Annotated in this window: 10 protein-coding genes; 5 read left to right on the top strand and 5 right to left on the bottom strand. The window is 59.4% G+C overall.

Translation table 11 applies throughout. The annotated features are described in order from the left end of the window. Positions 1 to 64 precede the first annotated feature (64 nt). The gene (gene epsE, locus N6L24_RS00850; RefSeq protein ID WP_271842752.1) at positions 65 to 1,285 is read left to right on the top strand and encodes an exopolysaccharide biosynthesis GT4 family glycosyltransferase EpsE; all 1,221 of its coding nucleotides are present in this window, start codon (positions 65 to 67) and stop codon (positions 1,283 to 1,285) included. Here epsE and N6L24_RS00845 read toward each other — a convergent pair. Next, positions 1,271 to 4,129, bottom strand: a complete 2,859-nt coding sequence (locus N6L24_RS00845; protein WP_271842751.1) for a calcium-binding protein — start codon at positions 4,127 to 4,129, stop codon at positions 1,271 to 1,273. The two genes, epsE and N6L24_RS00845, sit on opposite strands and share 15 nt — an antisense overlap. A 180-nt stretch (positions 4,130 to 4,309) precedes the next feature. On the opposite strand from N6L24_RS00845, the gene N6L24_RS00840 reads away from it, so the two are divergent. Then, a complete protein-coding gene (locus N6L24_RS00840; RefSeq protein WP_271842750.1) occupies positions 4,310 to 5,281 on the top strand; it encodes a Hint domain-containing protein in 972 nt (323 codons plus the stop codon). A gap of 106 nt (positions 5,282 to 5,387) precedes the next feature. Then, entirely contained in the window at positions 5,388 to 6,248 is an 861-nt protein-coding gene (locus tag N6L24_RS00835) for a branched-chain amino acid aminotransferase (protein WP_271842749.1), read from the top strand. 18 nt (positions 6,249 to 6,266) lie between these two features. Here N6L24_RS00835 and N6L24_RS00830 read toward each other — a convergent pair whose 3' ends face one another. Next, the gene (locus N6L24_RS00830) at positions 6,267 to 7,925 is read right to left on the bottom strand and encodes an ABC transporter permease (protein WP_271842748.1); all 1,659 of its coding nucleotides are present in this window, start codon (positions 7,923 to 7,925) and stop codon (positions 6,267 to 6,269) included. 83 nt (positions 7,926 to 8,008) lie between these two features. On the opposite strand from N6L24_RS00830, the gene N6L24_RS00825 reads away from it, so the two are divergent. After that, positions 8,009 to 8,884 (top strand): hypothetical protein, encoded by an 876-nt coding sequence (locus N6L24_RS00825; RefSeq protein ID WP_271842747.1) that lies wholly within the window; start codon positions 8,009 to 8,011, stop codon positions 8,882 to 8,884. A 72-nt stretch (positions 8,885 to 8,956) separates the two neighbouring features. Here the strand turns inward: N6L24_RS00825 and N6L24_RS00820 are convergent, their stop codons facing one another. Continuing rightward, positions 8,957 to 9,217 (bottom strand): DUF2312 domain-containing protein, encoded by a 261-nt coding sequence (locus N6L24_RS00820; RefSeq protein ID WP_271842746.1) that lies wholly within the window; start codon positions 9,215 to 9,217, stop codon positions 8,957 to 8,959. A 139-nt stretch (positions 9,218 to 9,356) separates the two neighbouring features. Here N6L24_RS00820 and N6L24_RS00815 point away from each other — a divergent pair, with 139 nt between their 5' ends. Next, the gene (locus N6L24_RS00815) at positions 9,357 to 9,572 is read left to right on the top strand and encodes a hypothetical protein (protein ID WP_271842745.1); all 216 of its coding nucleotides are present in this window, start codon (positions 9,357 to 9,359) and stop codon (positions 9,570 to 9,572) included. On the opposite strand, the gene N6L24_RS00810 is transcribed toward N6L24_RS00815, so the two are convergent. After that, complete coding sequence (locus N6L24_RS00810; protein ID WP_271842744.1) at positions 9,565 to 11,607, bottom strand: enoyl-CoA hydratase-related protein; 2,043 nt, start codon at positions 11,605 to 11,607, stop codon at positions 9,565 to 9,567. The genes N6L24_RS00815 and N6L24_RS00810 overlap by 8 nt on opposite strands. A gap of 88 nt (positions 11,608 to 11,695) precedes the next feature. Continuing rightward, entirely contained in the window at positions 11,696 to 11,911 is a 216-nt protein-coding gene (locus N6L24_RS00805; RefSeq protein ID WP_271842743.1) for a hypothetical protein, read from the bottom strand. Between the last annotated feature and the right edge of the window lie 167 nt (positions 11,912 to 12,078).

The raw sequence follows: 12,078 nt of genomic DNA, 5'->3' as shown, positions 1-12,078 counted from the left end.
TCCTATGGTAATCACCCATCAGCCTGCTTTGGTAAACCCAACCGGATGATACAGGGGCCTCGCCGTGACAAAATCGCCAACGCTTGGATATCTGATACCCGAATTTCCCGGACAGACCCATATTTTCTTTTGGCGAGAGATCCTTGCGCTGGAACGCATGGGCCACACTGTGGCGCTCTTCAGTACAAAACGACCCCCCAAAGGGCTGATTTCCCACGCCTGGAGCCAAGAGGCCATGGTGCGCACGACATATCTGGGCAAGATCGATCCTCTGGCTGCGGCGACCGGGGCCATGGGGCTGTCGCCGCTGATCTGGGCGCGAGACGTGTTGCGCGAAGGCAAAGCGCTGGCCAAGGATCTGGCGATGACCACAGCCGCCGCGCAAAAGCTCAAGGAGAGTTGCGCGGCGCAGGGGATTGCCCATGTGCATGTGCACTCGTGCGGCCGCGCCGCGCTGGTTGCAATGCTGGCGCAACAGATGGGCGGGCCGAGCTACAGCCTGACCCTGCATGGGCCGATGTCTGATTATGGCCCAGGCCAACGATTGAAATGGCGCCATGCCAAATTCGCCACGGTGATTACCGAAAAACTGCGGGCCGAACTGCCCGAGCAGCTCGGGTCTGACCTGCCCGCCAAGCTCTTCGTGCAGCCGATGGGGGTAGATCCGCAGACGTTGCAGCGGGATATGCCCTATAGCCCGCCCCAGCCGGGCGAAAGTCTGCGGCTGTTCAGCTGCGCACGGCTCAACGTGGTCAAGGGGCATCTCGAATTGATGCAGGCCGTGCGCCGGCTACGTGATCAGGGGATGAACGTGCGCCTTGATATTGCGGGCGAGGATGATGCAGGCGGCAGCGGATATCGCAGCGTGCTTGAGGCCGAGATTGAAACTCTCGAATTGGGCAATCATGTGCGTCTCATGGGGGCGATCAGCGCCGAAGAGGTGCGCCGGGCGCTGCTGAATGCACATCTATTTGTGCTGGCCAGCTGGCATGAACCGCTGGGCGTCGCCTATATGGAGGCAATGTCCTGCGAGGTGCCAACGATCGGCACCGATGCCGGCGGGGTGCCAGAGCTGATCCGCCACGGGGTCGACGGTCTGCTGGTGCCACCCCGAGATCCTGAGGCGCTGGCCTCTGCCATTTCGCTTTTGGTCGCAAACCCCGAAGACGCCATGCGGCTGGGCAAGGCCGGACGCGCACGCATTCTGGCGCAATTCAGCTCCGATCGCGGCGCTGAGGTCATCGCCCGCGAAGCGTTGGATCTGCGGGTGTCAGAAGAAATCTGACACCGACAGGATCACCTCGGGTGCCTTGTCAAAAGCCAGGGTTTCCACAGCAAACAGCCGCACCGTGCCAGCAGGCCCCACTGCCCTGAGACGCGCGCCTTCGCGGAAAAACTGGTATTCCTCCAGAAACCCGGGCAGCAGCGCATGGTCAACGCCCGCGCCGCCGTGGATATGATCGTCACCGCCTGCGCTGATCAGCAGATCGTCCCCGCCCTGCCCCAGCAAAATGTCAGAAAGCGGCGTGCCAACCAGCTCGGCACCTTGATCCTCTGCGCGTTGCAGGCTGCCATGGGCAAAATCCTCTGCCCGGCGGCCTGCACTTGGCAGTGGCACGTCGCGATTATAGTCCCGCAGCACATCAAAGCGCTTGGTGCTGTCGCTCACATGGCGCAACGCCCCCCAACTGCCCCATTTGGACGGGCGCGCCACATCCACAAACGCGGTAAACACCGTGCCGCCCACAGCGCGCCAAGCGCCCAGCAATTCTTCGTAAAGCGCGGCGGCCTCATCGGTATAGTTAAAGTGCGTCAAGAATTCGGTCAGCGCTTCGTTATCAACCTGCGCGCCGCGCCCGACCACATGGCTGCCGCCTTCGTACATGATCAGCGCCAAGCCATTTCGCGCAGCGACCTTGGCGTTGTAGGGCCAGGCCTCGTTGATCAGCGTGTTCAGCGCATGCCGCCGTATATCAGCAGCCAAATTTCGGGTTGCCACATCAAAACCCTGCCCGCTTTCACGCCCCTCTTTGACCCAGCCCAAGATCTTGTCGGCATAGGCGGCGCTTTCATCCTCCAGCCCGAAATACCCCGTGACCGCATAGGCATCAAAAAATGTCACCGGCGCGGGGCGGCCCGAGGCAACAGAAAGAGGGGCGAACAGGCTTTGCTCTTCTAAGCCCGGCCAATGGGTGTGCACCCCAAGCACATGGGTCAGGCGGTGCTCAGCCGCATCGTCAAAGACCGCATTCCAAATCTCGGCAATCTCGGCAGCGCGGTGTCCGGCATATTGCATCCAATTGTCACGCCCCGCTTCGCCCCACAGCGCCACGGCCTGCGCGGCGGCGTATTGCGCTTGTTCAAACTGAAAATTCCAGACCTCGTTGGAATATTCCACATGCGCCTTCAGCCCCGGGCGCAACTGATCTCGCACGAGGGTTGCGAAGTTTTCGACATAGGTATTGTCGGCCTGGTGCGGCATGTTGAACCATGGGTCTGCGCCAACCTGATTGACCAGCGCCAGCATTATTTCAGCGGGCGCGCCGCGCCACGTATAACTGTAGTCTTCCGGCGCGGCGCGGTCTTGCCACGTCACCTTGGGGGAGCCGTTGGTGAACATCCAATCCATAAAGCGCAGCAGGCGCATATCCTGAATGTGCTGCACCCATTCCGGGTTGAAGATCACCCCGGCCTCATAAAGCGGGATCTGGTCTTCGCGCACCACCGCAATATTGCGGATGTAATCACCCGTGCCCTCAGGGTCGGTTTCCGATATCACCACTGCAACCGCGCCATCGCCGGGTTGAAAGCGGAACCATATTTCCCCTTCACCATAACGCAGCGCGCGCACCCGCCCGGCAATATCCAGCTTGCCACTGCCCTCATAGGTCAGGCGGTATACGCCTGATTGCAACGCGGCCTCTTCGGTCAGATCGGTCAGCATCAAGGTTTCAATGCGGTCCAATTCTTCGGGCAGGCGGATCGGCCAGCCATGGGCATCCAAATGCCCGCCAGCGGCAAAATCCGCATGGCCCCAGCCGCCAAATTGTCCGGGCAGATGCCCGACCCATTGGCGCGCCGATTTCATGTGATTGACAAAAGGCACCTGTGGCGACCAATCGGAAATGCCGTTCAGCCCCATGCCAAGCGCAGGCAGATCGTCCAGCGGTGCAGCCTCGGCGGCCTGCACAGGTGTTTCTGGAGCGGCCTCAGTCGCGGCCGCAGTTTTCAGAGGCATTTCTTCGGCAATCAGCGCTGTCAGCGCCTCAAAATTTGCAATCGCCTCGGGGTGCACATCCTGTGGACGCGCGCCCAGTTTGGGCAGCTCTTCAAAAAGACCGGCGTAGGTGATCGCCGCTGCCATGAAATACAGCGTCGCCGTGCCATGGGGCGCGTCATCCGAATAGAGGTCTGTGACCGGGATTTGGCCCAGTTTGGTCTCCAAAAACGCCCGCGCCAGGATGCGGGCAACGGGGATCAACGTGACATTTTCCCCCGGCAGATCACGGCGCAACATGGCGACAAAATCCACGTACCAATCGTGATATTCGCCCTGATTGAACCGATGGTATTTCTCAAGCCGACGCGCGCCGGGTGGAAAGCTCCAGAGAAACGGGGCCATATCCGCCCAACCTTCGTAAACATAAAGATGCTTGCCCGCCCCATAGCTCTGCATCAATGCCGTGGTGATCGACAGCGGGCTGCGCCCTTCGGGGTTGTCGCCCTCATAGGCGGCATCAGGCGGCAGATATTGCACAAAATTGGTGGGGTTCATCAGAAGGCTCTCGTATCCGACCTGTTCAAACATGCGATATTGCCGGGTCCAGGCGCTATCGACATTCTTAAACCCCCAGTCGCTGGTGGGGCGTTTGCTGAGGTCCATGTCCTTCAGGAACACACCCTCGCCATCAAGCAGAAAGCGCACCTCGGATTGATCAGCAAAATAGGCGAGCCAATGGGGCACGGTGGTGTTGTCATTGCCCGAGCCGTGATTGATCAGGCTGTTGCCATAGGTGTAGATTTTGCGCGGTGGCTCCGAAGACTGCGCAGACAGGACCGTCGCGCTTAATATGGCGACCACAAAGACCGCGCTAATCCCGCCAGCGAGTTGTGCCACAAATCGGTTCATGCCGTTCACATTCCCTCTTGTCCCATACCTGCAACATAGAAGGAAAACGCCATCGCAGTAGGGCAAAATCGCGACGCGCTGGAAAAACTGCAGAAAATTTCTTGGATAACGCGCTGGATTCACTTAAAATTAACCCAGCTTTAAGACCCATTAAAGGGCAACAGATCAAAGGCAGAGCAGATGCCACAATATACGATGACCGTTTTCCAGTGGAGCGGCACAGGATACAACGCGACCTACAATGAGTCCCACACTGCGGTGTTCAACGATGATGACGCCTCTGTGGGGGGCAGCAGTGACTCCAACGAAACCGTCAGTATCGACGGCGGCAGCGCCAATGTGACCGGGGGCTCGCCCTACAAGATTTCGATCAATTTTCGAGATACCGACAACAACAAACACGTCGAAGATTTCAACTTTTTCTACACGCCAGACGGTGGATGGTATTTCGCCCCGCAAGAAGGCTCTGCCTTCACCGAAGGCGCACGGCTTGGTCGCTATCAAAGCCACAGCACCGGCTGGGACTATGACGAAGTGGTCTGCTTTGCGGCAGGCACGCTGATCCGCACCAAGAAAGGCGATATTGCGGTCGAGGACCTCATTGCCGGGGATCAAGTTCTAACCCACAATGGGCACGCGCGCAGATTGGTGATGAACATGCGCCGTGAATTGCAGGCCACCCATCTTGCCGACAATCCCAAACTGCGCCCCATTCGTATCGTGGCCGGCGCGCTTGGCGGCGGGTTGCCCAAACGCGATCTGTTGGTGTCACGCCAACATCGCATGCTGGTGCAATCCCGTATCGCAGAGCGCATGTTTGGCACCTCTGAGACACTGGTCTCTGCCATTCGGCTGACCGCCCTGCCCGGCATTTTTGTCGATACTGAGGCCGAAAGCGTCGCCTATCACCATCTGCTCTTTGACCAGCATGAGGTGATTTTCGCCGAAGGGGCCCCCTCTGAAAGTCTGCTCACCGGGGCCGAAGCGCTGAAAACCATCAGTCCTGACGCGCGCGAAGAGATCCTGGCCTTGTTCCCTGAGATCGGCGCGATGGCGGAGGCTGCACCAGCGCGTGTCATTGCAACGCCGCGCAACCAACGTCGCCTCGTGGCGCGTCACAAGCGCAACAACCAACCCCTCTTGCCAATCTGATCCCGTGACGCGCCGTCGTTGCGGCGCGCGCGCACGCTAGCCCTTGCAGTCGGACCTGCCGCAGCGTTAGGAACGCGGTAATGCGAATGCTCAAGGGGAGAAGACAATGGCACTGAGCGACAACCTGCGCACTTATTTTGACGGCACCTGGCAAAACGGCAATGTGGCGGTCATTCGCGCGGCAGATCATGTGGCATGGCTTGGCTCGCAGGTGTTTGACGGTGCCCGTAAATTTCAGGGTGTGATGCCGGATCTTGAAGGGCATTGCCACCGGCTGATCCGCTCTGCCGAAGCGCTTGGCATGACGCCGTCGATCACCGGCGATGAAATCGTCGAGATCGTAAAAGAAGGCGTCGCGACCTATGCCGATGACGCAGAACTTTATATTCGCCCGATGATGTGGGCGACCGAAAGCAGCCCGGGCATCATCGATCTGGTGCCTGACTCTGCCACCTTTTCGGTCTGCATCGAAGAACTGCCGATGCCCAAGCCCGAAGGGTTTTCCCTGACCGTTGCGCCGTTTTGCCGCCCGCGGCAGGACATGGCCCTGACCGAAGCCAAGGCTGGTTCGCTCTATGCCAACAACGGGCGCATCATGGCTTGGGCGCGCGCGCGCGGATATTCAAACGCGCTGTCGCTTGATATTGATGGCAATGTGGCTGAAACCGCGTCAACCAACGTGTTCCTGATCAAAGATGGCGAAGTGTTCACCCCGGTGCCAAACGGCTGTTTCCTCAATGGATTGACGCGCCAGCGCGTGATTGCGCTTTTGCGTGCCGATGGCATCGTCGTGCATGAAACCACGCTGAAAGTGGAAGATTTTGAAACCGCCGAAGAAATTTTCTGCACCGGCAATATCGCCAAGGTAATGCCGGTGGCAAAGTTTCAGGACCGCGCGCTAGAGTTTGGGCCCATCAGCAAACGCGCGCGCGACCTTTATTGGGACTTTGCGCTCAGCGGCAAGTGACGCAACATCTGGCGCGGATCAGCGATTGGCCCGCGCCAGCAGCAAAACAGCCACCAACCCGACACAGACAATCATAATCGCGCCGGGGCTGGCATCACCCAGGTTTTCCAAACTGGCCTGGTCATGCACATGCGTCGCCAGTGTTTCATAGTTGAACGGGCGCAGCAGCATGGTGGCTGGCAGCTCTTTGACGCAATCCACAAACACCAGCAAAAGGGCAGAGCCGACAGAGCCGCGGATCAGCGGCACGTAGATTTCGCGCAGCACCTGCACCCGCGTGCGCCCAAGCGAGCGGGCCGCCATATCCAAACTTGGAGAGATCCGCCCCATGGCCGCATCCGCCGCGCCCTGCGCAATGGCAAAGAACCGGACTGCATAGGCCAGCACCAGCGCAAAGGCAGACCCCGTCAGCAGCAGACCCACCGGGCGGTTCAACAGCACCTCAAGCATGTCGGCCAACCGGTGATCCAGAAACGCAAGCGGGATCAGAATGCCCACCCCCAGAACTGCACCCGGTGCGGCATAGCCGATGGTCGTCAGCGGCAGCAACAGACGCGGCAGGCTGCGCCCCGACAGGCGCACGCCATAGACCAGAAACACCCCCGCCAGCACCGTGACCACAGCCGCGATCCCACCAACCGTCAGCGTATTGCCGAGCGCGCGCATCAGCGCAGGTTCGCTCCAGCGTTCGGTGTTTTCCAGCGCATGATGCCCGATCACGGTGACAGGCAACACAAAACCAAACAGAAATGGGATCAGGCAGGCCACCATTGCGCCATACCCCCAAATGCCGCGAAGGTCGGTCTTTTTTGCCGGGCGATGGCGGGTGGAGAGGTTGAAGAATTTGATTTTGCGGCGGCTGACTTTTTCCAGCGTGACCAGAAAGATCACCAGCACCAGCACGACCGAAGCGATCTGCGCCGCGCCGCCCACATTATGGCTTTCGAGCCAGACGTTGAAAATGCCGGTAGTCAGCGTTTGCACCGCAAAATAGTCAACCGTGCCAAAATCATTGACTGTTTCCATCATCACAATGGCCGCGCCGGCCGCAATCGCAGGGCGCGCCAGCGGCAACCCGACACGCAAGAACCGGCCAACCGCCCCTGCCCCCAAAGATTGCGCCACCTCTTCGGCCGATCCTGACTGCTCCTTAAACGCGGCGCGGGTCAGGATATAGACATAGGGAAAGAGCGACGCTGCCAAGACCAGTATGGCAGCCCCGATCGAGCGGATTTCCGGGAACCAATAATCGCGCGATGTCTGCCAGCCAAAAATCTGCCTCAGCGTGGTTTGCACCGGCCCGGCATATTCCAGAAAATCGACCAGCGCATAGGCCCCGACATAGGCGGGGATCGCCAGCGGCAAAAGCAGCAGCCACTCCAGCCAACGGCTCAACGGAAAGCGGTACCGTGTAATGAGCCAGGCCGCCCCGGTGCCAACGCAGGCCGCCAGCAACCCGACGCTGAGCATCAGAACCAGCGTGGTTGTCAAATAGCGCGGCAAAGTGGTGGCCAGAAGATGCGGCCAGATATTCTCGGTGGGAAAAAACGCAAGCACCGCAACGGTCACAATCGGCACCAGCACAATGGTACAGATCACCAAGGCGCCAAGTGACCAAGGATTGAGCGCCAGACCCAGCGCAGAGCGCGGGTTCAGATTCAAGGAATGTGCTTTCATGCCGCCCTGTTGCCTTAATCTGGTTTCACTGTCCAGAATCGAAGCTATATTGTAAGCTAAAGCAATAGAAAGAAGCGAATTTGATGCAGGTCGCCCTTCACTTTGGTGCCCCCTACACGGATGAAAACCGGCTGCAGCTCTGTCTGGGCAGCAATCGCGAGGCCTTGGCCGAAATTGGCACAATCATCCCGCGCCCGTCCAGTTACCGAAAAACCATGCGCCCGGTGCTGACACGGTTCAAGGACGGCACCGGCGATGACGCGCTGCGCGCCGAATATCTGCGTGAGGTGATCGGTGATCAACAGGCCGATCGCGTGGTGTTATCCAACGACACGTTTTTGGGCATTCCCCGCGCTTCTGTCGGCAATGATCAATTTTTTCCCGGCCCTTTCAACCGCATTGACGCGCTGCAGCGGCTGTTTGACGGGGCGGAAATCGAATTGTTTTATGGTCTCTGCAATCCGGCGACCTTTATTCAGGGGTTGCTGGTCAACCATCCCGGCGAAGATATTGAAACGTTGATCGGACACAGCGACCCGATGCAGCTGCGCTGGTCAGAGTTTCTGGGTCGAATCCACGCGGAATTTCCGCATCTGCAGATCACAGCCTGGTGCAACGAAGATACGCCGCTGATCTGGGATGAAGTGATCCGCGAGATTGCTGGCGTTGACCCGATGTTCCAACTCGAGGGCACACATGACTTCCTCAAGGAATTGATGAGCGCGGAAGGCTTTGAACGCTTCACCGAGTTTCTCGCCCAACGTCCCGGCATGTCCGAAATCCAAAAACGCCGCGTGATCGCCGCCTTTCTGGAAAAATTTGCTGCCGAAGAGATGCTGGAAGAGGAAGTGGACTATCCCGGCTGGACCGACATGCATGTCGACACGCTGACAGAGCTTTATGACGAAGATGTCTTTGCCATCCAAAGCCTGCCTTATGTGAAATTCATCAGCCCCTGACCATGCCCGGGGCCTGAAAAAACAAAAGCCCCGGAAACCGGGGCTTTTCTCAACGCGGATCATCCAAGCGCTTTAGCTCATGCCCAGCGCTTCTTTGTACATTTCCAGCACCGCCTCTTCTTCGGCAATGTCGTTCTGGTCACGTTTGCGCAGCGCGATGATTTTGCGCATCACCTTGGTGTCATAGCCGCGCCCCTTGGCTTCGGCCATCACCTCTTTCTGGTGATCCATGATATCTTTCTTTTCCTGCTCCAGACGCTCGATACGCTCAATAAATTGGCGCAGTTCGTCTGCGGTCACGCGGTAATTCGCCTCGGTTACTTGGTCGGACATGCTTTCTCCTGTCTCTCTTTGGCGCGCACCCTAACCGGCAGGCCAGCCCCCTGCAAGCGCGCATTCTGCCCCATCCACTTGCGGGCATGGACGCAATCCGGTAGGGCGGTTTTCAGCAAACAAAAGGGGACAAATCAGCATGGAATGGCTCATCTGGGGTGGCGCATTCGTATCGGTCATCGGCCTCGCCGGTCTGATCTGGTCCATCGTCAAAGTCATCAAATTGCGCGGTCAGTCCCTTAGCGACGAGGAAATGCGCGTGGCCATTCAGAAAGTCATGCCCTTGAACCTGGGGTCGCTGTTTCTGTCGGTCATCGGGCTGATGGTTGTCACCCTCGGCATTTTCCTCAGCTAAGCGCCACCGCAGCATTCAGATCCGCGAAACGCTGGCCGTTCTTGATGAGTTGGCTCAGCAGCTCTTGCGGCATAAGCAAAGGCGCTGTGCCAACCAATGCGTTGCGTATGCGCAAAAGACCCGCCGCATCCGCCGCCTGCATCGGCCCGCCCAGCGCCCGCGGCACGCCGCCGCCATGCACCATCAGCAAATCAAAACCAGCGGGGCTGCTCACTTGGCCCTCACCGACAAGCTTTGCGCCAACATTGCACAGCGCGGCCAGCAGGCGCATCTGGATGTCTTCGGTCAAAATACGCTGCCGCGCGTCGTCGCGATGGGCCTGAATGATCTTGCTGGCAGCAGTACTGGGTACGGCGCGGCCGGTCTCTGCGTCATATGAATAAAAGCCCTGCCCGGCCTCTTGCCCCGTCAGACCAGCCTCGGCCAGTGCGCTGACAATCGGCAGGTGCAAATCATCTGCGCCGATCACGCGCCGTGCGCGCATCAGCGCCCTGTTCAGCCCCCGCGCATCCAGCGCCTGAAACGGACCCTGCGTCCACCCCAAGGACCGCATCGCAGCATCGACACTGACACAAGAGGCCCCGTCGCGCAGCAGGCGATCCGCCGCCTGCCAGAGCGCGAGCTGCGCCAGATCAAAAGGTGAGCAATCGATTTGCGTGACCGGCACCGCGACGAGCCCCAGATCACGCGCCAGACCGGCCCCGGCCGCGAGAGCAAACCCGGCGGTTGTTGCGCTATGCGCCAGCATCATCGCTGTTGGATCATTCCGGGCGCTCAGCGGATGCAAGCCAATGACCTGCGGCGCGCGACCACTGGCATGGGCGCAGTCTTCCAGCCCAACCTCAGCGCTGGCGCTGGCCAACACACAATGCCCCGGCACCAGATACCCCAACTCTTCAAACACGCGCAGCACCTCGGGCGCTGGTTGATCCAACGCGACGAGCACCAAGTCTGCGGCGGCGCAGTCTGCCAGGGACTGCACCATGCTGAGTTGATCAGCCAAATCCGCCTTGACCAGCCCCTCCCTCTGCTGCGTGAGCAGCCAAATATCCTTCTCCATCTGGCCTGCGCGGTCCTGCGTCGGGTCCAGAAGGCGCACATCCAGCCCTGCCAATAGGGCGCGGGCGGTCAGGGTTGTTGCGCTAGCGCCTGCGCCAATGATCGCAATTGCCCCCCCGGCACCGCCGCTTTGCGCCAAGGTCGCGGCGCGGCGCTGCGCCGCACGTTCAGCCAAGGCCAGATGCCGCAGGGCACGCGGGCGTGGGCGGTCGGCGCAGTTTTGAAAGCATTCATCCTCCAGCGTCAGCCCGGCATCAAATGGCAGCAATAGTGCCGCTTCGACACACCGCAGAATATCCGCCCCCGCTTGCCCCAACTCTTCAGCCTGCGCTCGATGCGCGCGCAAGGCCTCTTGAAAGGCGAATGGGTCGGCAAGGCCATCACGGCGGCCAGAGACGGGAAATGGCGGCACATCTTCGGACACCAACCCTTCGGCAAAGAGGCGCGCGCCATGGGCAAAATCCCCGGGGATTTCGGCATCATGCACCGGGCCAAGCCGAGATGCCGCCACGGTGCGTCCACTCAGCAAGAGTTTCAGCGCCGCATCGGCCCCGACCAGACGGGGCAACCGCTGGCTGGCCCCGGCCCCCGGTGGCAAGCCAAGATGGATATCAGGAAACCCAAGCCGCGCGCCGGGCGCAAATAGTCGGAAATGTCCGGCAAGGACCAGTTCGGCCCCAGTGCCAAGCGCATCCCCCTTTAGGGCCATCACAACAGGTTTGCTGGCCCCCTCAATCAGATCAAGCACGAGGCGCAGCGCGCCGCGGCGGGGGTGGTCGGACAATGCGGAAATATCTGTGCCCTGCGCCAGCGCCCCATCGGTGTCGGTCAACAGGACAATGGCCACGGTCTCATCTTCGAGTGCCCGACGCAGCGCATCAGACAAGGAGGCACAAAAAGAGCGCGACACATATGCATCGCGCTCGTTGTGCATCTCCAGAATGGCGACCGGTCCGTGAATGCGGGTTTCGATCAAAGCTGCCCTCCTGCCATTTGACTGCGCTGCAAAGTGTTAGTTCGATACTAAATAGCAGCGGCGGTCTGACAAGAGGCTAACCAATTGGCTAAACAGGCATATTGTCAAACTGTGCTTCCAGCGCCTCATCGACAAGATCCAGATCAAGCCGGCGCAAAGCGCCCGGCACCTTACCACCACGCAGCTTGATCAATTCAAGCGTACGGTGAAGCTGTTCGTGCAACTCATAGCGCATTCCGCCCTCGGATTTGGTGATATTGGACGCAATTCCATGAGCCTTTTCAACAAGATCGGATACATTCACAAGTTCAACCTCCCAATAGAACTCTTCAACTTTAACGTGTCTGCCTATCCTTTGGTCTAGGGGATCGACAATCGAATACGCAAGGGCAAACGGAGATAGATTCCGTTTTTTCCGCATAATCCGAACACGTTGTGCATAAATTCTACGCCCTCTCCTCGTAGAACTCT

The organism is Cognatishimia sp. SS12 (genome assembly GCF_028369055.1).
Taxonomy (GTDB): Bacteria; Pseudomonadota; Alphaproteobacteria; order Rhodobacterales; family Rhodobacteraceae; genus Cognatishimia.
This window is presented reverse-complemented; position numbering and strand designations above follow the sequence as displayed.

Coding starts and splice junctions, on each gene's coding strand:
- N6L24_RS00845 (WP_271842751.1), bottom strand. CDS start 4,129: ATGAACCGATTTGTGGCACAACTCGCTGGCGGGATTAGCGCGGTCTTT.
- N6L24_RS00840 (WP_271842750.1), top strand. CDS start 4,310: ATGCCACAATATACGATGACCGTTTTCCAGTGGAGCGGCACAGGATAC.
- N6L24_RS00835 (WP_271842749.1), top strand. CDS start 5,388: ATGGCACTGAGCGACAACCTGCGCACTTATTTTGACGGCACCTGGCAA.
- N6L24_RS00830 (WP_271842748.1), bottom strand. CDS start 7,925: ATGAAAGCACATTCCTTGAATCTGAACCCGCGCTCTGCGCTGGGTCTG.
- N6L24_RS00825 (WP_271842747.1), top strand. CDS start 8,009: ATGCAGGTCGCCCTTCACTTTGGTGCCCCCTACACGGATGAAAACCGG.
- N6L24_RS00820 (WP_271842746.1), bottom strand. CDS start 9,217: ATGTCCGACCAAGTAACCGAGGCGAATTACCGCGTGACCGCAGACGAA.
- N6L24_RS00815 (WP_271842745.1), top strand. CDS start 9,357: ATGGAATGGCTCATCTGGGGTGGCGCATTCGTATCGGTCATCGGCCTC.